General features: G+C 42.2%; 21 protein-coding genes. 11 read left to right on the top strand and 10 right to left on the bottom strand.

Annotated elements, in window-relative coordinates; all coding sequences use genetic code 11:
* Window positions 1-57: 57 nt before the first annotated feature.
* Window positions 58-1,575, top strand: coding sequence for an acetyl-CoA C-acetyltransferase (locus tag FTU03_RS06615; protein WP_179992456.1), 1,518 nt, complete (start codon window positions 58-60; stop codon window positions 1,573-1,575).
* A 96-nt stretch (window positions 1,576-1,671) separates the two neighbouring features.
* On the opposite strand, the gene aceI is transcribed toward FTU03_RS06615, so the two are convergent.
* Window positions 1,672-2,103: a chlorhexidine efflux PACE transporter AceI gene (gene aceI / locus FTU03_RS06610; RefSeq protein ID WP_034170552.1), complete on the bottom strand. Its 432-nt coding sequence runs from the start codon at window positions 2,101-2,103 to the stop codon at window positions 1,672-1,674.
* Between the two features lie 94 nt (window positions 2,104-2,197).
* On the opposite strand from aceI, the gene FTU03_RS06605 reads away from it, so the two are divergent.
* From FTU03_RS06605 to FTU03_RS06590, 4 genes are all read left to right on the top strand, one after another.
* Window positions 2,198-3,088, top strand: a complete 891-nt coding sequence (locus FTU03_RS06605) for a LysR family transcriptional regulator (RefSeq protein WP_179992455.1) — start codon at window positions 2,198-2,200, stop codon at window positions 3,086-3,088.
* Between the two features lie 89 nt (window positions 3,089-3,177).
* The gene (tal, locus tag FTU03_RS06600; protein WP_179992454.1) at window positions 3,178-4,149 is read left to right on the top strand and encodes a transaldolase; all 972 of its coding nucleotides are present in this window, start codon (window positions 3,178-3,180) and stop codon (window positions 4,147-4,149) included.
* Between the two features lie 82 nt (window positions 4,150-4,231).
* Complete coding sequence (leuE, locus tag FTU03_RS06595) at window positions 4,232-4,891, top strand: leucine efflux protein LeuE (RefSeq protein ID WP_179992453.1); 660 nt, start codon at window positions 4,232-4,234, stop codon at window positions 4,889-4,891.
* Between the two features lie 110 nt (window positions 4,892-5,001).
* Window positions 5,002-6,177, top strand: coding sequence for a benzoate/H(+) symporter BenE family transporter (locus FTU03_RS06590; RefSeq protein WP_179992452.1), 1,176 nt, complete (start codon window positions 5,002-5,004; stop codon window positions 6,175-6,177).
* Window positions 6,178-6,214: 37 nt separating this feature from the next.
* On the opposite strand, the gene FTU03_RS06585 is transcribed toward FTU03_RS06590, so the two are convergent.
* The 3 genes from FTU03_RS06585 to FTU03_RS06575 form a co-directional block, all read right to left on the bottom strand.
* Entirely contained in the window at window positions 6,215-6,559 is a 345-nt protein-coding gene (locus tag FTU03_RS06585; protein ID WP_179992451.1) for an SMR family transporter, read from the bottom strand.
* A 66-nt stretch (window positions 6,560-6,625) separates the two neighbouring features.
* Window positions 6,626-7,630: an alpha/beta hydrolase gene (locus tag FTU03_RS06580; RefSeq protein WP_179992450.1), complete on the bottom strand. Its 1,005-nt coding sequence runs from the start codon at window positions 7,628-7,630 to the stop codon at window positions 6,626-6,628.
* Between the two features lie 78 nt (window positions 7,631-7,708).
* Entirely contained in the window at window positions 7,709-7,852 is a 144-nt protein-coding gene (locus FTU03_RS06575) for a hypothetical protein (RefSeq protein WP_166135019.1), read from the bottom strand.
* 53 nt (window positions 7,853-7,905) lie between these two features.
* Between FTU03_RS06575 and FTU03_RS06570 the strand changes: the two genes are divergently transcribed.
* Both FTU03_RS06570 and FTU03_RS06565 read left to right on the top strand, forming a co-directional pair.
* The gene (locus FTU03_RS06570) at window positions 7,906-8,349 is read left to right on the top strand and encodes a universal stress protein (RefSeq protein WP_125279008.1); all 444 of its coding nucleotides are present in this window, start codon (window positions 7,906-7,908) and stop codon (window positions 8,347-8,349) included.
* 125 nt (window positions 8,350-8,474) lie between these two features.
* Window positions 8,475-8,921 (top strand): universal stress protein, encoded by a 447-nt coding sequence (locus FTU03_RS06565; RefSeq protein ID WP_104425970.1) that lies wholly within the window; start codon window positions 8,475-8,477, stop codon window positions 8,919-8,921.
* 41 nt (window positions 8,922-8,962) lie between these two features.
* On the opposite strand, the gene FTU03_RS06560 is transcribed toward FTU03_RS06565, so the two are convergent.
* Entirely contained in the window at window positions 8,963-9,172 is a 210-nt protein-coding gene (locus tag FTU03_RS06560; RefSeq protein WP_004783945.1) for a hypothetical protein, read from the bottom strand.
* A gap of 209 nt (window positions 9,173-9,381) precedes the next feature.
* Window positions 9,382-11,991 (bottom strand): aminopeptidase N, encoded by a 2,610-nt coding sequence (pepN, locus tag FTU03_RS06555; RefSeq protein WP_179992449.1) that lies wholly within the window; start codon window positions 11,989-11,991, stop codon window positions 9,382-9,384.
* 681 nt (window positions 11,992-12,672) lie between these two features.
* On the opposite strand from pepN, the gene FTU03_RS06550 reads away from it, so the two are divergent.
* The 3 genes from FTU03_RS06550 to thiM all read left to right on the top strand — a co-directional run bounded on the left by FTU03_RS06550 (window position 12,673) and on the right by thiM (window position 15,132).
* A complete protein-coding gene (locus FTU03_RS06550; RefSeq protein WP_004783954.1) occupies window positions 12,673-12,930 on the top strand; it encodes a hypothetical protein in 258 nt (85 codons plus the stop codon).
* A gap of 168 nt (window positions 12,931-13,098) precedes the next feature.
* A complete protein-coding gene (locus FTU03_RS06545) occupies window positions 13,099-14,259 on the top strand; it encodes a hypothetical protein (protein ID WP_179992448.1) in 1,161 nt (386 codons plus the stop codon).
* Between the two features lie 39 nt (window positions 14,260-14,298).
* Window positions 14,299-15,132, top strand: a complete 834-nt coding sequence (gene thiM / locus FTU03_RS06540; protein ID WP_179992447.1) for a hydroxyethylthiazole kinase — start codon at window positions 14,299-14,301, stop codon at window positions 15,130-15,132.
* Window positions 15,133-15,607: 475 nt separating this feature from the next.
* Here the strand turns inward: thiM and FTU03_RS06535 are convergent, their stop codons facing one another.
* Window positions 15,608-17,131, bottom strand: a complete 1,524-nt coding sequence (locus FTU03_RS06535) for a TerC family protein (protein WP_179992446.1) — start codon at window positions 17,129-17,131, stop codon at window positions 15,608-15,610.
* A 960-nt stretch (window positions 17,132-18,091) separates the two neighbouring features.
* On the opposite strand from FTU03_RS06535, the gene FTU03_RS06530 reads away from it, so the two are divergent.
* Window positions 18,092-18,556, top strand: coding sequence for a MarR family winged helix-turn-helix transcriptional regulator (locus FTU03_RS06530; protein ID WP_179992445.1), 465 nt, complete (start codon window positions 18,092-18,094; stop codon window positions 18,554-18,556).
* Between the two features lie 83 nt (window positions 18,557-18,639).
* Here FTU03_RS06530 and FTU03_RS06525 read toward each other — a convergent pair whose 3' ends face one another.
* The 3 genes from FTU03_RS06525 to FTU03_RS06515 form a co-directional block, all read right to left on the bottom strand.
* A complete protein-coding gene (locus FTU03_RS06525; RefSeq protein WP_004783965.1) occupies window positions 18,640-19,302 on the bottom strand; it encodes an SOS response-associated peptidase family protein in 663 nt (220 codons plus the stop codon).
* 92 nt (window positions 19,303-19,394) lie between these two features.
* Complete coding sequence (locus tag FTU03_RS06520; protein ID WP_179992444.1) at window positions 19,395-20,837, bottom strand: aldehyde dehydrogenase family protein; 1,443 nt, start codon at window positions 20,835-20,837, stop codon at window positions 19,395-19,397.
* A 464-nt stretch (window positions 20,838-21,301) separates the two neighbouring features.
* Window positions 21,302-23,467: a malate synthase G gene (locus FTU03_RS06515; RefSeq protein WP_034702314.1), complete on the bottom strand. Its 2,166-nt coding sequence runs from the start codon at window positions 23,465-23,467 to the stop codon at window positions 21,302-21,304.
* Between the last annotated feature and the right edge of the window lie 185 nt (window positions 23,468-23,652).

Genomic DNA, 23,652 nt, shown 5'->3' with positions numbered 1-23,652 from the left:
CTTCTTCTATGCTAATGTAACCGCCAAGAAGACGATCTATTTGCCTGGTAAAGCCTTATGAGCAAAACAACTCAAGATAATCCAGCAGTCGAGAACTCTGCGACAGAAACTGTGTCAAAACCATCAACGCGTAGCAAGCGTAGCACTAAAAATCCTGATACAGCCAATGCCGCAGAAAAAAGTCCGGCTAAAACCACACGTACACGCAGTACATCTGCACGTACCAAAAAAACGACTTCAAGCCAACAAGATTCAACATCTATAACACAGACTTCTGTTCAACAGGAACCAAACATGAGCCAAAATACAGTTCGCCGCGTTGCTATTATCGGTGGTAACCGCATTCCATTTGCACGTTCTAACGGTGCTTACTTTACGGCATCCAATACTGATATGTTCACAGCAGCCCTGAATGGTCTGGTTGAACGTTTTAACCTTCAAGGTCAACGCTTAGGTGAAGTGGTTGCAGGTGCTGTACTGAAACACAGCCGCGACTTCAACATGACGCGTGAATGTGTACTGGATACTGCTCTTGCACCGGAAACCCCTGCTTATGACATCCAGCAAGCATGTGGTACTGGCCTTCAAGCGGCCTTCCTGGTCGCGAACAAGATTGCTCTAGGTCAAATCGAAGTGGGAATCGCAGGCGGTGTAGATACGACTTCTGATGCACCAATCGCTTTCGGTGATGGCTTACGTAAAGCATTACTTGAGCTGAACATTGCGAAAACAGCGAAAGACCGTTTAAAAGCCCTGACTAAAATCAATGTGAAAGACCTGATGGACGCACCAAAAAATGGTGAGCCACGTACTGGCCTGTCTATGGGTGACCATCAGGCAATTACTACACTAGAATGGGGTATTTCCCGTGAAGCGCAAGACGAGCTTGCAGCCTCTTCACATCAAAAAATGGCAGCAGCCTATGAAGAAGGTTTCTTTGATGACCTGGTGACTCCATTCCTGGGTCTTGAACGTGACAACAACTTGCGTCCAGATTCTTCAGTTGAAAAACTGGCGAAACTAAAGCCTGCTTTTGGTAAAGGCGATGCACGTACCATGACGGCGGGTAACTCTACTCCACTGACTGATGGTGCGTCTTGTGTGCTATTGGCTTCTGAAGAATGGGCTAAAGCAAATGGCCATGAAGTACTGGCTTACCTGACTTTCCAGGAAACTGCTGCCGTTGATTTCGTAGAGAAGAAAGAAGGCTTGTTGATGGCACCTGCTTATGCAGTTCCTCGTATGCTGGAACGTGCTGGTCTAAAACTTCAAGATTTTGACTACTATGAAATTCACGAAGCATTTGCATCGCAAGTACTTTCAACGCTGAAAGCTTGGGAAGATCCAAAATTCTGTAAAGAACGTTTAGGTCTGGATGCTCCACTAGGTTCAATTGATCGTGCCAAACTGAACGTAAAAGGTTCTTCTCTAGCTGCAGGTCACCCGTTTGCAGCAACTGGCGGTCGTATTATCGCAACTGCAGCAAAACTGATTAACCAGAAAGGTTCAGGTCGTGTACTGGTTTCGATCTGTGCAGCTGGTGGTCAAGGCGTAACAGCAATTATTGAAAAATAATCCAAGCCTCATATAAAAAAACCGCTCTCTATGAGCGGTTTTTTATTGCAATATTATTAGCGAAGCATTTGAGGATTACTCTAGTAAAGACTCAAGTTAAGCTTTTCGGTAGTCTGGTTCCAGCCCCATTTTGGCCTCAAGGTGGTCATAGCACCACTGGAAAATAAAGGTATACACCAGAATACATAATGTCATCGCCAAATCCAGAAGAAAAGCCTGCGCCAGACTGATCTGCAATGCATAAGCTACCATCGGAATCGTGGCCAGCATCAAACCACCCTCAAATCCAATCGCATGAGCAATCCGCACTTTGATGGTTCTTTTCAGACGATGTTTGGCTTCAAACTTTTCAAAATAATGATTAAACAGCATATTCCAGAACATTGAAGTGACAGCCATCGCAATTCCGAGAGCGCCTGTGACCTCAAGCGGCATATGCATGAGCGTACTCAGTAATATGGCAATCACCACCAATAAAATGCCTTCATATAAGGTGGCATGAATCAGTCTTCTTTTTGAAATTAACATTTCAGTTCATCAAGTCAGGAGATAAGGGAATTTTATTTCTTTTAATTTGATTATTCGAGTTAGAATCTATCAATAAAAATGAAAGATGGAATGCATGAATATTAATCAAGAACAGCTACAGATGTTTAAACTGGTTATGGAAACTGGCTCCTTCTCTGCTGCTGCGCGTAAACTTGGTAAAGTTCCTTCTGCAGTGAGTATGGCCATTGCCAATCTAGAAATTGATCTTAATCTGGTGCTATTTGAACGCATTGGCCGTGAGCCAAAACCAACTGCACAGGCGAAAGTACTGTATGAAAAAACTGAGCAGCTTTTGGTTGAAATCAACCAATGGAAGCAACATGCCCTAGCACTTAGTTCAGGTCTTGAATCTGAACTGAATATTGTGGTGGTGTCTGAGCTCCTCCATACCCGCTGGACTGATTATATCGTTTTGCTGGAACGGGAATTTCCAGCGCTGCAAGTTAATGTCTTTAGCGCACCTCAGGAAGATGCTCATCACATGCTATTTGAAGGTTCAGCGCAGTTAGCGCTGATGTTTGAGCGGGAGCAATTAGAAACCCGTGAACAGTTTATAGAATTAAAGCGTGAGGTACTGGTTGCTGTGGCGGCCAAACAGCATCCATTAAGTCAATTTCACCAGGTCAGCTATGAACAGATTTTACAAAACCGACAGATTGTTGTTGCCAGTCGTGATCGTAGCATTAAGCCAGAACTGCTCTTTTCCCGGAATTACTGGCGCACTGACAATCATCATTCAGCCTGTAACATGATCCAGCAAGGTTTGGGCTGGGGTGTACTCCCTCTGGAAATGATCAATGAACAGCTACATTTGCAGGAGCAGCTACAGATCTTGCAGCTGCTCGATTTCACCCCAAAATTTGAATATTTTGTCGATCTGGTCTGGAGCCGGGAAACTCGACTGGGTACAGCTGCTCATTTTTTGATTAATCACTTGCGTCAGCAGCGAAAAACCGACCATTAATCACAGAAATTCAACGACAGTCTACTTGGTAAGAGGATGATTTATGATATATAAGAATGCATAAGCAATAACCATAGAACTAGATCGTAATGACATTAACTGCATTAAACCAATTAAAAAACTTGACGACTATTGTGGCAGATAGCAGTGATTTAAGCGCAATTGAGAAATTTCGCCCTCTGGATGCAACCACAAATCCATCTCTGATTACTGCAGCAGCGAAACAACCTGAAAATCAGGCATTGATTGAAGCTGCTTTTCAACAAGCCCAGCAAGAAGGCTATGTGAATAATGCCCTGATTGAACGCACGATTGATATTTTGACCGTCAAATTCGGTGTTGAAATTTTAAAACTGATTGAAGGTCGTGTTTCGACTGAAGTGGATGCTTCCCTGTCTTTTGATACTGAAGCGACCATCGCCAAGGCTAAAGAATTACTCGCGCTGTATGATCAATATGGAATTAATTCTGACCGCATCCTGATTAAGATCGCATCGACTTGGGAAGGTATTCAGGCAGCGAAAGCACTGGAAGAAGAAGGTATCCATACCAACCTGACCTTATTGTTTGGCCAGCATCAGGCCCATGCCTGCGCTGATGCCAAAGTGACTTTAATCTCGCCTTTTGTCGGCCGCATTCTAGACTGGTACAAAAAAGCGGAAGGTGTTGAGTCGTATCCAATTGAAAAAGATCCGGGCGTACTCTCAGTGAAGCGCATTTATGAATTCTATAAAGCGCATGGGATTAAAACTGAAATCATGGGTGCAAGCTTCCGTAGTATTGAGCAGGTTTTGGGCCTCAGCGGTTGTGATCTACTGACTGTTGCACCAAACTTGCTGGAACAACTTGAAAATGATCAGCGTGAAGTTCAGGCTCAGCTTTCAGCCAAAGATATTCAATCTCAAGGTGAACTGAGTCCAATCAGTCATGCCGATTTTGATGCACAACTGAAACAGGACCAGATGGCCAGTGAATTACTGCAAGGTGGTATCGATGGCTTTATCAAGGCACGTGAGCAACTGGCGGCTTTATTAAAGGAAAGTTTTTTGAGCACCACCTAAATTCACAGCGAATTTATAGAGTTTCTCCAGGCCGATGTTGCTATAATGCCGCATCGGCTTTTTTCATTTTTGCGAGTTCTTCGTGTTTGGTATCACAGATCTAACGACCTTTATTATTGGGACAACGTTAATTGTGTTACTGCCGGGGCCGAATTCCCTCTATGTCATGTCAATTGCCTCTCGTTTTGGCATCAAGACCGGTTATATGGGTGCCTTAGGGGTTTATACCGGTGACTTGATTCTGATCCTATGTACGGCGTTAGGCGCAGCCTCTCTACTTCATGCGTTTCCCGTGCTGTTTATTGCCCTGAAAATTATTGGTGCTGTTTATCTCAGTTATCTTGGGATCAAACTGATCATTGCCGCCTATCAGACTTTCTTTCCGAAACAGTCATCACAACGTGTTCAGATTAAAAAGACTACTCCTGAAACTGTCGGGTCGATTCAGCCCTTCCGTACAGCATTAACAATCAGTGTTTTAAATCCTAAAGCGATTCTGTTCTACCTGTCTTTTTTCGTGCAGTTTGTTGATCCTGTTTACCCTTATCCGGCACTGACTTTTGCACTCTTGGCTTTAATCCTGCAACTGATCAGCATGACCTACCTTTCAATCCTGATCTTTTCCGGGGTCAAACTCGCGAGCTATTTCAACCAGAATTATAAATTGACTGCTGGCGGGGTTGCTTCAGTAGGAATTCTCTTCTGCGGGTTCGGCATCAAACTGGCGACATCTACTTTCTAAGAATCAGCAGCTTTCTGGCAAGAGCAGCGCTTTCAAAAATTGTTAAAAACATTGTGTTGATATATGAAAAGCGTATGATTTAAACGCATTTAAAAATAGTGTCATGGATGATGCCTAAACTTTTACAAGATCTCTCCTTTCCTGCCATCATGGCGGGTTTTATTACCTGCATGATTGGGATCAGCGTATCCGCCGTACTGGTCATTGAAGCAGCCCAAAGCCTGGGTGCAAATGCAGCGCAAATCAGTTCCTGGTTATGGGCACTCGGCATAGGTATTGGGGTTTCCGGCTTTCTGCTTTCCTGGAAATATCGTTATCCGATTTCCACCGCCTGGTCGACAGCCGGTCTGGCGTTAATTATTGCCTCCGCAGGCCATTACAGTCTGGCCGAAGCGATTGGCGCTTTTCTGATTTGCGGTATCCTGATTGCCTGTCTGGGATTTTTCGGAATATTTGACCGGATTTTTCAGTTTATTCCACAAAGTCTGACCAGTGCCATGCTGGCTGGTGTCTTACTGAAATTTGGTATTTCAGTATTTGGCAGCCTGCAACAATCCTGGGGCTTTGTACTTACCGTACTGGCCATTTATCTCATTTCTAAAAAGCTCAGTACCCGTTATAGCATTGTCATTACCGTACTGCTTGCAATTGTACTCTGTCCGTTCTTTATCGATTTTACACTTCCCCATTTGAACTGGAGTATCGCTCAGCCTGTATGGACCACGCCAGAATTTAGCCTGCAAGCTATTTTAGGACTAGCTCTTCCGCTGATGGTGATTAATCTGGCTTCACAATATTTACCTGGCCTGGCCGTGATTAAAAGCTATGGCTATCCACCCAAGGTGAATCCAATTTTAGGCTGGACGGGCCTCACTCAGGCACTACTCGCTCCCTTTGGCTGTTTCAGTGTTAATCTTGCCGCGATTAGCGCAGCAGTCAGTCTGGATGCACAAGCCCATCCTGATCCGGCTAAACGTTATATCGCGGGTATGAGCTGTGGACTATTTTATATCCTGATGGGTTTCTTCGCTGCAACCCTGACCAGCTTATTGATGGCTTTTCCGGGTATTCTGATTACGGTTCTGGCTGGCATTGCCCTATTTGGTACCATTGGCCACAACATTGCACTGGCTTTTCAGGACACTCATGACCGGGAAGCCGCACTGATGACCTTTCTGTTCAGTGCATCCAATATCCAGTTTTTCGGCATTGGTTCTGCTTTCTGGGGCCTACTGCTTGGTTTGATGGTTTATTTACTATTTAAGCTTAAACCTCAGTTGGCTTAAATTTATAAAAGTAGAGATGACTTATGTCTATCTTTTTTTAATGCCCTGCTGCTTGAGAAAACAGATTTATGACCACTACACCGGAAATAATCAGTGCAATACCAATAAAAGCAGGAAGATCCAGCGCCTGCTTAAATACAATATAACCGACAATGGCCGTGAGAATGATCCCGACACCGGCCCAGATCGCATAAGCAATGCCTAAAGGAATCACCTTAATCACCTGAGACAGCAAATAAAAGGCGATACAGAATAAAACAACCACCGCTAAAGAAGGCCACAAATGGGTAAAGCCTTCAGATTTCACCAGAAATGTAGAGCCAGTGACTTCGGCAATAATGGCCAAACCCAACAAAAAATATGCCCAAGTTGCAGGATTCATTTTTTCACTCTCCAAATTTATCTTTCCTAGACCTAAACTTAGTTATGGTCTTAAGAAATAAATTTTTTATAAGTTTATGCTGAGGGGCGAAAGCTGATGCAAAAAATCCAGCGTCTTGATAAAAGTCTGCTGACTTTCTTTCTTGCCCATAAAGAACTGATATTCATGAATCAACCAAGCTTTAGATTCGGGATAAAAAACTTCTGTTACTGGAACCTGCTGCGCTTTTAAAGCTTTGATAAAAGGCAAGGATTGGGTGTCGGTCAGAAAATCCTTGTTGCCCCCGCTAATGAATACTGGCGGATAAGATGGCGTAATATACTGGATTGGAGAAATACGTTTTAGAAACTCGGTATCATTTTTACGATCCCCTGTATAGGCCTGAATCAGGCTATATACTCCCCACTCTACGATCTTCATTTCATCAGGTGCGGTACTGGCAAATGACTCCAGGTCATAAATACCGCAGTGCAGAATCAGACCTTTAAGCTGGGATGGTTGCAGATAAGGCTGAAAATTAGATTGTTTGGCGAAGTCTGGATTTGTTAGAAGCGCAGCATAATGGCTGGCCATATTCGCTCCGGCAGAATCTCCGGCCAGATATAAATTTTCGGCATCAATCTGGTATTCGGCTGCATGTTGAGTAATGAACTCCAAGGCCTGATCAATCTGATGTAACTGGCTTGGATAAATGGCTTGAGGTGCAAACTGATATTGGACCGATACCACGTTATAACCTTGCGCAGCCAGAAGTTTAAAATAACCTCGGGCATGTTCTTTTGAACCAGAAATCCAGCCACCACCATGAATCCACACAATAGTTGGTTGAGGGCCAATACTTTCGATATTTTGTGGTTGATACAGATCCAGAGATAGTTTTTGCTGCGGTTCATAGACAATATTCTGATGCACGATGACCGAACCTGGTGCATAGCGATCCATCACCTTTTGCTGCATCCCTGTGGTCAAATTAAAAGCACTGGCAATGACCCGGCTGTTCTGTACAGTATTTTGACAGCCTGCCAGAATAATTGAACAGAACAACAATAAATGAATAGCAAAAAACCTCAAAACCTTCCCCCTCGATCAGCCCAAAAATAAGCTCAGGCAGTTTAAACCATCCCCAGAAAAACAGCGTCATTTATCCTGTTATTTTTGATCAATAAAACCTGAATCCCTAGTTTTTTGCTCTGTTTTTTCTTTCATCAAATCTCTGCATTTATGTGAAAATACCTGTAATTTAAAGATTTTTTGCCATTTTTCAGCTTTTTGCAATTGCACCCATGGGTACATTGTGCTATCAATAAATCAGAGCGTAAAAAACACACAACATACGGAGAAAAATCATGGCTTACCAACATATTTTAGTCCCAGTAGACGGTTCAGATATTTCCTTTTCTGCAGTTCGACATGCAGCCAAAATTGCCAAGGCATTTGGCAGTAAACTTTCCCTGATTAGCCTGATTGCAGAAGACCCTTTTACTGAAGCTGACTTCTACTACAGTTCAACGATTATGAAAGAGTATTTTGCTCAGGCTCATGCCAATGCAAAAAATGCCCTAAAAGAAGCCACTGCAATTGCAGGCAGTGAAGGTATAGAAGCAGATTCCCGCATTGTGACTGGCCTGGTGAATGCCGAACATATTGCTGAGACTGCAGAGGAAACCCAGGCTGATCTAATCGTCATGGGTTCACACGGCCGTAAAGGCTTCCAGAAAATGATTCTGGGCAGCTTTGCACAGGATGTTCTTGGCGCCAGTCAAATTCCGGTGTTAATCGTTAAAAAATAATCTGATTTGCGCATCTTCAAGGTGCGCAATTTTTTCAGGCAGTGTTTCTGTCTGAACCCTTCTACAGTAAACCTCCATTTTCTAAATGATCATTTCACTGCATATTCTAAAAATGAGGAAGCACCATGCAAAACTATGAACATATTCTTGTCGCACTCGATGAATCCTCGATGTCCTATGCTGCAGCTGAACATGCCCGTGAGCTGGCCAAAGCTTTTAATAGTAAGGTGACATTGGTCAGTATTATTGCTGTAGACCCATTTAAAGGCGTGGACTTTTATAAGGTTGCTCCCGCAGTCACTGACTATTTCATGCAGGCAGAACAACATGCACTGGATCTTTTAAATGAGATTAAGGCAAATTTTGTGCATGATGGTACACAAGTCACGACCAAGATCATTCATGGTATGGCACCTTCTGAAGGAATTCTTCAGGCAGCGCAGGAAGTTCCGACCGATCTGATTATCATGGGATCACATGGCCGTAAAGGTCTGCAAAAACTGATGCTGGGCAGCGTGGCACAGAATGTCCTTTCCCAGTCCGAGATTCCGGTATTGATTGTGAGACCTTAACGTAACCCAGACAACAAAAAAGCCTGCGATGCAGGCTTTTTTTAGCGAACTTTTTGATTCAGTTCGTTCAGGAAGAGTTCAGCATCCAGCTGGCTATTAAATACTTTTTTGTATTCTCCAGCTTGCTGAATAGAATGCGGTGTATATTGAAGGGAGATTTCAAACAGACCAGTCGCAGCATTTCTGCTGACATGAACCGCAATAATATGCCGAGTATTTAAATAAAAACCATCTTCGATTTTCACTAACATCTTGAATAAGACCTCTAGTATATCAATTTGAAGATTTCTTCATGTTTAATAGAAAAGTATAGTTTTACTTTCCTGTCTAGCCTCTTACTGTAAACCTTTTATGTGACTGATTTCACATTATAGTATTTTAAATGCGCTTAAATTCACCATTTAAAATAAGTCAATAATAAAAAGCCGGATCAGTTGATCCGGCTTTTTACATAACGATCTTATACGCTTAACATACTGTTCAATGTCTCTGAGACATTTTTCGATTTCACCTGTGGTTTTAAAGCTTCAAGTTGTGCTTTGACTTCACTGCGTTGTGGTTCAATCAGGGTATACCAGCGTGAAAGCACCTGAAGTAGACGTGAACCGACAATCGGGTTTTTCTGATCCAGATATTTCGCCAGCTCGATATAATGCTGCACACCAAAGCTCCAGGTATTGACCGGATTGGCATTCAAACCGCCACTCACCGCACGGATACGGTTTGGCACTTTCAAGTCATAATCCGCATGCTCAGTGAGTGCTTTAATTGTTTCTGCAGTCGCTTTTGGATGAGCTGCTTGCAGCATGAACCATTGATCCAGTGCCAGTGCTTCATCTTTAAAGCGGTTATAGAAATCATCCAGGAATGCTTTGGCTTGAGGCGCATCATTCCATACCAGCACACGCAAGGCACCCAAACGTTCAGACATATTGCCTGTATTTTGGTATTGCTGCTCTGCCAGTTCAAATGCACTTTCATCACCTTGACGTGCAATCAGCATCAACATGATATTTTTCAGTGCACGCACACCCATCGCCTGAGAGAAATCTGACTGCAGCTCAGGATCCAGACTCAGATAGATTTCTTTAGCTGTTGCTCCAAAGGCACGTGCCAATTTATGCAGCAAGGCATCACGTTTTTCCTTGATCATGGCTGGATTATAGTCTGTATCAATACGGCTACCCAGGTAACCTTCAGCCGGTACATCAAACAGACGGGAAGCCAATAACGGATCTTTTTGAATCAGATCAGGCAAGGTATTTAGCATTGCCTCGATATAGATTTCAGAAGGTTGATCATCCAACAAAATGCGTTCTAATAAAGTCTGGGTCGCCTGCCACTGGTTAAAACCATTGGTTTCATATTGCAACAGGAACGCCAGTTCTTGTTCAGAGTAATCAAAATGCAGATCAACGGGTGCAGAGAAGTTACGTAGTAAAGAAACCACCGGCTTGCTGGTTAGACCGCTAAACTCGATGGTCGCTTCATCCTGATCAAACAGATACACCCCATCTTTGACGCCATTTTCAAATAAGGCATCAGAGTGCAGGCTCAGCTGCTCGCCTGTAGCCGCATCAAACAAAGCCAAAGCCACTGGAATCGGAACAGCTTTCAGATTCGGATATTTCGGATGAGCTTTCAGACTTTGCTTAAAGCGAAGACGATAAGTTTGTGTATCTGCATCATACTCACCTTTAGCGACCAGTTTCGGTGTACCTGGCTGGTTATACCAAGTCAGGAAGTTTGATAGATCTACCCCTGAACCGGCAGTCAAGGCAGCTACCCAGTCTTCAACCGTTACGGCCTGACCATCATGACGGCGGAAATACTCATCTGTACCTTGACGGAATTTTTCTTTACCGAGCAAAGTCGCCATCATACGGTTAATTTCTGCACCTTTTTCATACACGGTCGCCGTATAGAAGTTATTAATTTCTACAAAATGATCCGGACGCGGTGGATGCGATAAAGGGCCAGAATCTTCCGGAAACTGATGCGCTTTCAGGACTGCCACATCATCAATACGTTGTACCGCAGCAGATTGTAGATCTTCAGAAAAAGACTGATCACGGAATACGGTCAAACCTTCTTTCAGACACAGCTGGAACCAGTCACGGCAGGTAATCCGGTTACCTGTCCAGTTATGGAAATATTCATGGGCAATCACTGATTGCACACGCATGATGGCAACATCAGTTGTATATTCTTCATCAGCCAATACACATGAGGTATTGAAGATATTCAGACCTTTGTTTTCCATCGCACCCATGTTAAATGCGCTGGTTGCTACGATCATATAATTATCAAGGTCGTATGGCAGACCATAATGCTCTTCATCCCAACGCATGGAATGTTTCAACGCTTCCATCGCGATTTTGCATTTTGGAATGTCTTTTTCTTCGGCATAGATTTCCAGTGCGACATCACGACCCTCTGATGTGGTATAGCGATCTTTCATCACTGCCAGATCACCAATCACGCAGGCAAATAAATAGCTTGGTTTTTTGGTTGGATCTTGCCAAAGTGCATAGTGACGGTTTTCATCCACTTCACCAGTTTCGATCAGGTTACCGTTAGCCAGTAGAACCGGATACTTTTTGTCGGCTTCAACACGAGTAGTAAATACAGACAATACATCTGGGCGGTCTGGATAGAACGTGATTTTACGGAAACCTTCCGGCTCATTTTGAGTCACGAACAGATCTGAACTGGCCTGATACAGACCTTCCAGCATGGTATTGCTTTCTGGATGAATCTTGACCACTGTTTCAATAGTCGCCTGATCTGGAGCATTGCTAATCACCAGTTGCTCAGCATCTAGAATATAATCTGATGCATTTAGTGGCTGACCATTTAACTGGATTGATTGCAGTTCCAGGTCACGACCAAGCAATACCAGATCACCTGCTGTTTGACGCTGCATCTCCAGTTTGCTGCTGACCAGCGTATGATCGTCATAGACTTGAATATTCAGGTCGATTGAATCTACAACAAAAGAAGGTTTTTGATAGTCTTTTAAATAAATGGTTTGATCTGCTTCGATCACCGGATTCGCCGCGATATTCATATAATGTCCTGATCCTTTTTGCACAGCTTCTAAGGCAAAAGATTGTCAATGCATTGATCATACGCCTTGATCTTGAACCTGTCTGTGCGTTTCATTTGTATTGTATATGGGAATAATTACTGATCTTTTCAATTGAGCTACATCAAAATATACGATAATCGCCTTATATTTGCCCGATATCTAAAATCCCCATCTCTAAAACAACTTAAAGATAAAATAAAAAAAGCTTTCATCTGCACTGTATGATTCCTCTATGCATGATTCCTGCACATGCAAAGTATTATTCCAATATGAAAAATTACTGCCTGGGTTCAGGACAACCTTATATCTAATTTAGATGCTGGGCGCTGCAAAACCTGACTTCTAAAAGATTAAGTTCTGGTTAATCTGCGTTCCAAATTTCATTTTAAATGCACAAATGACATGCACCAGTTTGAATGCATTTTGCATCACCCAACAGCAATGGCAGGATTCAAAGAAAGATATATGCCAAGTTTTCGGCTAATATCATATTTTTTTACATTTTCTTATGTGCTTGATTTAAAAATATATAATTTATGATTAATAGCAATTCCGAAATATTGATTAAAAAATGAGCATAGTTTTTGCTACAGTTTAAGTGTGTTTTCTCCAAGCGCAAAGACTCCAAAAATAACGACAACAAAGAAATTGAGGTGAGCTATGTATTTAAAACAGCATGTGGTACGGATTGAAAATCTTAAAACACTTCAGGTTCTGGATCAGGCCAATATTGATCATAAAGTTATTGCCCTGTTCATGAGTTCTGAAGGCGTCCAGCTACAGGCGCATGAGGTCAGTGCGATTCTGAATACTTATGATGCACTCGGTGCCAAAAAGGTTCCATCCAAAAAAGTGCAGGCGTTGATTCAAGCGAAACATCAGGGAGAGGAAGACGAAACATTACCCTGCCCCGTTTAAAAACGATGATCTAGTTTTCTTGAATACAGGGCTACTTCGGTAGCTCTGTTCGTTTAAAGGCTCTCTTCTTCTGAAATCTGCTTTATTAAAAATATTGTCAAATGACGCGTGACTTTGATGAGCTGTGTATAATCGCAGTTTCTCTTTATTCTGGAGTTGTGCGCAATCATGGTATTCAACGTTCTGCAAAAACAGCTTGATGAAAGTACGCAGTGCCCGTTATGTAAGGCCTCCATGTACTGGATCGAGGCAGAACAGTATGATCAGGACATTACTTATCATGAATGCAGCCACTGCCAGCATCAGCTCTATACCGACCAGAAACATAACTGTTATTGCGATCAGTGTCTGGCTCAGCGTAAACGTATGCTGAAAGAAGTCCGTTTACAGGAAAACCGGAAATTTCATAAAAAACAGGATCGGCATGAATATGAGCTCAATCAGCTCAGCTTTATTAATAAACTGTTTCTGCTCTCGATTCTGGATGAACAGGTTCAGGAACATAGCCAGCATCAGGAATATATTGACTGGCATGCCATTAAATATTATTCCATCAGCCCGAATTACCTGTATCAGCATGGTCTGGTCAAAAATCTGCTGAAAGACCAGATTCTAGTTCCTAGAGATATTCAACAAGAGAATCAGCAGTACTATATTAATGTACGTCTGGATGGCTATTCTGAGCCAAGCCTGTTTAGTATTACCCAGCAATTGCGTTACTGGTTCTATGAAAATCTGAGCAAAGGCGTACCTTTTAAAAGTGCGGATGAAGTCAAAGATGCACTGTATTGTCTGCTGTATCAGGAAGTCATTCAATTCGCTCAGTTCTATTGCCGTAGCTGGGGTATCCAGATTGCGGGCAATCAAAGTTTTCAGGCTTTCTGCTATCGCCTGCTCGATGTTTTGGCTGTGGGACAGATTTATTATCTGGTGCAATCGGCCCTCGAATATCTGTATCAGCAGAAAGCTTTAAAACCACGAAATGAAAATTTCATTAATACCAATTTACTGAAAAAGACCCTACAGCAATATCGGGAACGTTCAGTGAATGAAAAATGGGAAACCTCTATCCTGCCTCGTCCACCGCAATTGCCTTTGAGCAAAATGAGCAGCATCCTGTTTTTCCGCTTCCTGGGTTATGATGAAAATATTTTCTTCCAGCCGGTCTGGCGTTCATGGCAAAAGATTGAACCACGCCTGAAATTTTATTCACAAAAACGCTGTATGCATTGCGGCTCACAAGAGCTTACTGTTGAATATGATGCCAGCGATTATGTCAGCCTGTTATGCCGTAACTGCAAACATCAAGACCATTATTTTACCCGCTAAGCATTTAGCAGCTCTATTCATATTTGAAAGATCAGGATGATGAATACTTCCGTGCAACAATTACAAAATACTCTTTTCGATCAGATCTGTGAAGCCTGGTCATTGCTTCAAGAGCAGCAACCCTTGGTGCATGTGATGACCAATGCGGTGGCCAGCAATTATGTGGCCAATATCTTGCTGGCTGCGAATGCTTCGCCCGCTATGATTGATAATCCTTTTGAAGCAGAGAGCTTTGTCAAAATTGCTGGAGCACTCAGTTTAAATTTGGGAACGCCGACTACCGAACAGGTCGATGCGATGCAGATCGCTGCTAAAACAGCACACAGTATCCAAAAGTCATGGGTACTAGATCCTGTTGGTTATGGAAATGTACTGCATTGGCGTTCAGGTGTTGTGGATCAGCTCATGACCTATCAACCCACAATTTTACGGGGGAATGCTTCAGAAATTGGTGCTTTGGCAGGGAAAAATATTGAGTCCAAAGGCGTCAATAGCACTGTCGATAGCTCAGAAGTCTATCTACAGGCGCAGGCCTTACTGGAACAATGTGAATGTATCGCTATTTCAGGTGAGTCTGATTACATCATTTCCAGAGATTATCCGGTGATTCAGGTTTTAGGCGGTTCATATTTACAGCCGCGCGTCACAGCAACTGGATGTGCCCTAGGGGCCCTGATTGCAGCGTATAGTGCAGTAAGTTCTCCTGCGATCGCAGCGCTCTCTGCTCATGTTCATTTTGCAATCGCCGGTCAATTGGCTTTTGCCAAAGCACCGACCTTAGGCCAGTTTAATGCTGCATTTACCGATGAGATCCATCAATTGAATATAGAAACGATCCGTCAATATGCAGACTTTCGGATTTTGGCGGATTAAGCATCAGTCGGGTGTTTTATAATGAACACATAGAACACCCTATTACACTATTCAACTTATTTTTAGATAATTAAATTCAGCCCTAATCTGGCAAAAATAATTTTTCAAGCGCTCAAGCTGAGTATTGTGTAAGCTTTAGATGAGCTTTTGTATCTCGAATTTGACTAATATCTTTCAAAATTACGTGAAATATATATTTTACCACTTAGTCAAATTCACACTTATTTTTAAACTTTATTTAAATTTGTTTAATAATTCTAAATAAAGCATGTCTGGATTTTGATACTTCAGTAAGATTTATTACTTCTAAACCTGTAAAACCTATTACGCATTCTTGGCTTCCGAAATATTCAATACTCCATTTAGCCTGAAGAATAAGCTTAGGTGAGCATTAATATCTAAGTCATAAATAATATTCAATAAAAGAGTCAGTTGCCCTTAAGCAACTGACTCAAAAAATAATCAAGACAGGCGATTAACCCTGATAATGGATACTCACCGACTTAATCCGGTTATTTTCGATTTCCATTACCTTGAATTGAATACCTTGGTAGTTCAGTTCAGTGCCTACCTCGACCACACTATTGGTTTTATCCAGAATCAGACCGGCAACACTGATATAGCCTGCATCTTCATCAATCAGATCCAGCATACCGAGCTCAAGTTCTAACTGGTACAAATCCAGCATACCAGATGCAATCCAGTGTGTATCATCAACTTTGACCAGATCCAGCTGCTCATCGGCATCCGGGAATTCACCGGCAATTGCCTCAAACACATCTAGCGGTGAAATCAGACCTTGTACATGACCAAATTCATCGCTTACCAGCACCAGAGAGCCTTTTGAGGTACGTAAGGTATTAATCGCGTCAATCACCTTCATTCTTTCAAAGATATAGATAGGGCGATGACGCTTGATCAAAGCTTTTAACTCTTCCGGTTCATCCAGTACATCTAACAGCTCTTTGGCACGAACGATGGTAATCACCTTATCCAGACTGCCCCGACAAACCGGAAACAGGCTGTGGGGTACAGACAGGATTTTTTCACGGATTTGTTCCGGACTATCCTCCAGATCGACCCAGGAAATCTGACTTCGTGGGGTCATGATCGATGCTACAGAACGCTCTGCCAAGGTCAATACCCCGCCAATCATATAGCGTTCTTCATCCGCAAAGGTTTCCTGTGCTTCATGCTGAGTAGTACTGGTGGTTTCAAGCTTAGCGCCCATCAGTTGGAGAATACTGTTAGCAGTGCGATGACGCAACGGAATCTTGGCTTCATGTTTCGCAGCATTGCGCTGACTAAACTGGTTAAAGGCTTCAACTGCAATTGCAACGCCAATACCAGAATAGATGTAACCTTTCGGAATATGGAAACCGAAACCTTCTGCCATCAGGCTGATCCCGATCAGTAGCAGGAAGCTCAAACACAGAATCACGACCGTAGGATGACGATTCACAAAGTCAGTCAATGGTTTAGACGCCAATAACATCACGGCCATCGCGATAATCATGGCCGCCATCATGACATAGATATTATCGACCATACCTACGGCGGTAATCACCGAGTCCAGTGAAAATACGGCATCCAGTATGACAATCTGAGCCACAACTGCTGTAAAGCCTGCATATGCCACCTTGGTCGTAACCTGTATTTCAGGCTTGCCTTCAATTTTTTCATGAAGTTCGGTAACAGCTTTATAGAGCAGGAATAAACCACCAAAGAGCAGAATCAAATCCCGTCCGGAGAAGGTCCAGTTAAATAATTGAATAAGCGGTTGAGTCAAGGTGACTAACCAGGAGATCGCGAACAACAGACCTAAACGCATCAGCAAGGCTAAGGATAGACCGATCACACGGGCCTTATCACGCTGTTCAGGGGGAAGTTTCTCAGCCAGAATGGCAATAAAGACTAGGTTATCAATACCTAAAACGATTTCGAGAATAATAAGAGTAATTAAACCAACCCAAATTCCGGGATCTAATAAAAATTCCATTAGAACACCATCCCGTTTGAGTATGTAAGCAACGAATATGGAAGATCAACGCACGGCGAGGGATCCATTTAATTTAACCTTTTCGACTTAAGATGTATCTATTATGCATAAACTTATGATTTTTGAACAATAAAATTTATGAAAAACTGTTGCACCGCTTTGCCTCTCCTCATTCTAAAATCTTTTAATTTTCAAATCATTGGCCTGAATCTGTTATGTTCTACATAACTCATTACAAATTAAAGAAAATTTAGGCTTCTTTTTGACCCTAAGCGCATTAAATCTAACTGATAGAAGCCTGAGATATAAATTACTGTTTCTCTTAATATTCATATCTAATCATGCATCATAAAATATTGAATCATCCACTATCCGACTAAGTCCATTAAATCCACTTATCTAAAGACATATTTTAAATATGGATTTTTTTATTAAAATGGTTCATACACGTTATGAATAGTTAGTCGTGGGATCAAAAAGATGCATAAGTTTCTCATCCAAAACGGTTTTATTCGATGAGTGACCAATTTAAATGTACTCGCTCTAGCTTTCGGTCAGATTTGAGAAATCCGCATCTGCATCGTGCTACAGATTAAAAATGTATCAGAGCATTCATTTAAACAGCATCGATTTTGAATTGTATTTCCGCATACTCACCAAAAGTAAGATATGCGCAGGTCGGCCATTTATCCATATGGTTTGCCAACCCAGCTCTTATTTAGACTCTAAACCTAATCTGGAGCCTTAAGATTTGCATGTCATATCAATGCCATTCATCTGGATAAAGACAGTTACAATTTGCCCCGATTGAGCTACAACATGTAAATCGCCTGATTTTTTGATGTTAAGAAGATCTAACAAATGCAATCTCGTTAACATTTTAAAAATAAAGGTTGAAACATGTATAAACTTTTACATAAAATGTCAGTGCCCTAGAAAAATAAATAAAAGGAACATTTCATGACTAAAAAATATGCAAAATTTTTACCTTGTGCAGAAGACTTTAATTTAGAAAACTTTCCATACTACTGGGTGACTCAAGTCCATGCCCAATATGTCCTAAATGTAGATCATGCACTAAAAAAGTATGGTGTCGATAATTCACGTCGCCGTATCTTGCTTGCTCTTAAAGCCAAACCACATGCCAGCGTTTCTGACCTGTCAGAAATGGTCGTATCTAAAATGTCGACAACCACCAAGATCGTTTATCGCTTAAAAGATGAAGGTCTGGTTGAAACCTATTCCTGTGAAGACGATGCTCGTATTACCCGTGTCGTGCTGACTGAAAAAGGAATGGAAATGACACATAAAATTAATGACCTGACCAATGTTGTACTGGAACAGTCATTTGAAGGGCTAACCCCATTACAAATTGAAAAAACTATGGAAAGCTTACGCCATATCTTTAAAAATTTGGCTCGTTAAGTATTTTTTCAATTTTGAATTTAGCTGGCGAGATCAATAACACCTTTTATAATAATTAACGAACCGCCATTGCTTTCTAGGTTTTAGGAATCAAAAAAGTTCAGCTGTGGACTGGCTTTTTTGATTCTTTCTTTTGGTACATGTGAACATTCGAACTCCTCCACTGGAAATCCCTGTACAAAGCTACGAATATCCGGTTGCGTGAGATTCAGCCATTCATGTAAACGTTCGTGCGGAATCACAATAACTGAACGTTTAATATTCCCCGGCTCATGAAACTCTTTCATCATGGGATGGTCTATTGCATCCATCGTAATCATACTAGCCGAACGTACGATTTCATCCTGCACCCGAGCAATTTCATACAGTGCCGCAATAAAGGTCGCTTTTCCATCTTTACGCCTGACGCCCCAGCGCTGTGGTTTATTATCAAAATACTTTGACTCATAAAATTCCGAGACGGGAATCACCCCAAACTTGCATTTGGCTGTCGCTTCTGCAAAGGTTGGTTTTTGCAGCAAAGTTTCATTTCTGGCATTGTAGGTTTTTGTCCCAATCGTTTTATCCTCTGCCCATTTGGGAATAAAGCCAAAGTTAACCGAGCGCCATTCCAGACCTTGATCAGATTGAAATAACAAGGGGGTAGCATAATTCGGATAGACTTCTTCCGGATATTCAAAGGGAATTTCCGGCAAGCCCAGATCATGTATTTGCTGTGAAGTTAAAGGCTTAAAGTTGGCACACATGCTTAATCAGACAGATCACTTGATGTTCTGATTATAGCTTGATGCCAAGCTTAAACCTGTATGGATTATGGATAAGTTTCTATCATTTAATATTATTCACTGGGTACAGTCAGCCAGTGAGTACGGGTGAATTCCTCAAAAATCCAGCGTCCATTAAAACGCCCAAGCCCAGAGTTTTTCTCTCCCCCAAACGGAGCATTAGCCTGATCTGCCACACTAATACCATTGATATGAGTCATACCGATATCCAGCTGTTCTGTAAAACTAATACCACGTTCAATATTCGAGGTACAAACCGCACTAGATAAGCCAAAACGGGTATCATTGGCCAGCTTTAAGGCATGTGCTTCATCACGAGCTTTCAGTACTGGCAGAATCGGTCCAAAACTTTCTTCCTGAGCCAGTGGAGATTCAGGTGCTACCCCAGTAAAGATATGTGGATAGACCAGATTACCTTCTATCCCCCCTTCGTATACCAGCTCTGCACCCTGCTCTTTTGCACTTTGAATAATCTGCTGATGTTTTTTGATCTGACTCTGATTGATGATCGGCCCAATGATGGTCTCTTCTAGATTTGGATCACCCACAGCAACAGTTTTCACTCGCTCTAAAAGTTTTTCCACATAGGCATCATGAATAGACGCATCGACAATGACCCGATTGGTGCTCATACAGATTTGCCCCTGATGCATAAAGCGTCCCATGATTGTCAGTTCTACTGCCAGCTCAAGATCAGCATCATCCAGAATCACCAGTGGCGCATTTCCGCCCAGTTCCAGCGCCAGACGTTTAATTCGAGGGCTGGCTAAGGCTTTACTTCCTACATTCTGTCCGACTTCAGTAGAGCCCGTGAATGAGATCATTTTTGGAATCGGATGTTCGACAAAATAATCACCGATTTCACTGCCTGCACCTGAAATCACATTGAGCACACCTGCGGGTAAACCAGCTTCTTCAAACAATTTGCCTAATAAGGTTCCACCTGTCACTGGTGTATCACTTGCTGGCTTGAGTACCACACTATTTCCACAGGCAATCGCTGTTGCTACCGAACGCATGGATAAATGAAATGGAAAATTCCATGGGCTAATGACACCAATCACACCCAAGGGTTTACGCAGTACCAGACTTTTACGTTGGGGATCTTTGCTCTCCAGCTGTTCAGTCTTGATCTGCTCCGGAAATTTCTGACTTTCCTGAATAATGGATAAAGCAGCGCCAACTTCCAGACCCGCTTTAAAACGGGTACTTCCAGACTCAAGAATTAACCAGTCAATAATTTCATCTTGGCGTGCCTGAATCACCTGTTGTAGTTTTTGCAGGATTTGCTGTCTTAACTCAACTGATTTAATAGCACCCTGTTGAAAGGCTTTATCAGCTGCCGCATAAGCCGCATCAACATCTGCTGTACTGGCAGCCTGCAAAGTAAAAATCGTATCTTGAGTATAAGGATTCAAATTCTGAATCATTTTCTGGGAACGGCCAGGTTGCCACTGACCCGCAATAAACTGCTGATCCAAATGTTGATATGCCATGCTGTTCTTCCCTGCAATTTATTGATTTGCTTTTACTTTAGCAGAGCCATTTCAGGATGGAAGTGACAGCGACGAATTGTTACGCTTTTATCTTTAACTTTATAAGTAAGTGGAACTTACTGATGCATGATTCTCTTTTATCGCAGTTTAAATCTTCCAGTACATCAGCCAAAATACGATTCTTAGAAATTAAAAATTGCGAATTAAACTGAGTCTTAAATATCACTATCCAAAGCTCTACAGCTACCCAGCATGAGGAACTGTAAACGCTCATAGGAATACCGACTGGCAGATATAAAGCTACTGTTTAACAGATAATTATTATTAAAATTTTCTTCTGTGACATTGTTCTGTTTTAGGTGTTCAGTCAGTTAGTTTACCTTCCAAAAGAACATTTTTATCCTTAGATCTTTTTTAAGAGCAATAAAAAAGCCTCCGAAGAGGCTTTTTTTCAAGTTACAGGATTAGTCACCTGTATAACCTTTAAGTTTTAAACGAGCTGCATGTAGAAGCGGCTCTGTATAGCCTGATGGCTGTTCACCACCTTTGAAGATCAGATCAGAAGCAGCCTGGAATGCAATGCTGTTGTCAAAGTCAGCAGCCATTGGCTTGTACAGTGGATCATTCGCATTTTGCTCATCCACAATTTTCGCCATGCGTTGCATTACTTCTTCAACCTGTTCACGCGTTACAATTCCGTGACGTAACCAGTTTGCAACATGCTGAGAAGAAATACGTAAAGTTGCACGGTCTTCCATCAAGCCCACATCATTGATGTCTGGAACTTTAGAACAACCTACACCCAGATCAACCCAACGAACCACATAACCCAGGATACCTTGGCAGTTATTTTCCAGTTCTTTCAGTTTCTCTTCTTCAGACCAGTTAGTATCAGTTGCAAGAGGTGGAGTTAACAAATCATCTAAAGGCAATGCTTCAGTTGCAAGAAGTTCCTGCTGACGGTTCGCTACATTAATTTGATGGTAGTGAATCGCATGAATCACTGCACCTGTTGGAGATGGAACCCATGCACAGCTTGCGCCTGCTTCAGGGTGCTCAGTCTTAGTCTTGTACATGTCTAACAGCATGTCTGGTTTTGGCCACATGCCTTTACCAATCTGTGCTTTACCACGTAGACCTGTTTGCAAACCTACCATGACGTTACGGTTTTCGTAAGCTGGGAACCATTTTTGGCCTTTGATTTCGCCCTTACGCACGAATGGACCTGCTTCCATGAAGGTATGGATTTCATCACCTGTACGATCCATGAAACCGGTGTTAATGAAGATGGTACGGTCTTTCGCCTGAGCAATACAGTTTTTCAGGTTAACTGAAGTACGACGCTCTTCATCCATGATACCAATTTTCAGCGTTTTAGCAGGTAAGCCAAGCGCCTGTTCAGCACGTTCAAACAGTTCAACCGCAAATGCAACTTCTTCCGGACCGTGCATTTTTGGCTTAACGATGTACATAGAACCGGTACGTGAGTTCTTGATCGTGTTCTCACCACGGATATCAGCCACAGAAAGCAATGGAGTGACCAATGCATCCATAATGCCTTCATAAATTTCTTCGCCATCTACAAGGATCGCCGGGTTTGTCATCAAGTGACCAACGTTACGAAGCAGCATCAATGAACGGCCATGAACCTTGGTCTCACCGCCTTCAACATTTTTGAAAGTACGGTCAGCATTTAGTTTACGGGTAATGGTCTTGCCATTTTTCTCGATAGACTCTTCAAGCGTACCTTTCATCAAGCCTAACCAGTTACGGTAGCCTTCTACTTTTTCTTCAGCATCAACTGCTGCAACAGAGTCTTCCAAGTCCTGAATCGTCGTTACAGCTGCTTCAAGCACAACGTCTTTTACGCCTGCAGCATCTGTTTGGCCAATTGGGCTGTTTGCATCAATCTGGATGATCGCATGCAGGCCGTTATTTTTCAATACAATTTCAGTCGGTGCAGAAGCTTCGCCATTGTAACCAACGAATTTAGAGCTATCCGCAACAGTTGTGGTAGAGCCGTCTTTCAGCGTTACAACCAGTGCATTACCTTCAACTGCATATTTGGTTGCATCAGCATGTGAACCTTGTGCCAGCGGGAATGTTTCATTTAAGAAGTTTTTCGCGAATGCGATAACTTTCTCACCACGTTTCGGGTTATAGCCTTTACCTTTTTCAGCACCATCTTCTTCAGAGATCACGTCGAAGCCGTATAAAGCGTCGTATAAAGAACCCCAGCGTGCATTCGCTGCGTTCAGGCAGTAACGTGCATTACGTACTGGAACTACCAGCTGTGGGCCAGCCAATAGTGCAATCTCTTCGTCTACATTTTCAGTGCTGATCTGGAAATCTTCTACTTCTGGTAATAAGTAGCCAATTTCAGTCAAGAAAGCTTTGTAAGCTTGTAATTCAAATGTGTTATTGCGATGCCATTCATCAATTTTAGCTTGAATATCATCACGCTTAGCCAAAAGTGCTTTGTTTTTAGGGCTAAGATCAACAACGACTTGTTCAAAGTTCTTCCAGTATGTTTCGCTGTCCAAACCAGAACCTGGTAGTGCTTCATTTTCGATAAAATCGTAAAGTTCTTTAGCAATCGCTAACTTGCCTTTTTGAATACGTGCAGTCATTGTCTTTCCTGATATTGCTACTTTTTATACAAGAGATTCTAGTATACCGATTAAAATCTAGCTGAATAGTACTATCACACCGCAAAATAATGAGCATTTTTCTAATAAGAATACCCTCATATTCTTATTAAATGATGTCACACACGATGCAATATCATCCTGCTAAATACCCTCATGACAGTGTA

It is taken from the genome of Acinetobacter sp. YH12046 (assembly GCF_013419905.1).
GTDB lineage: Bacteria > Pseudomonadota > Gammaproteobacteria > Pseudomonadales > Moraxellaceae > Acinetobacter.
Note: the sequence above shows the minus strand (reverse complement) of the source record. Positions and strands in the feature narration are given on the sequence as shown.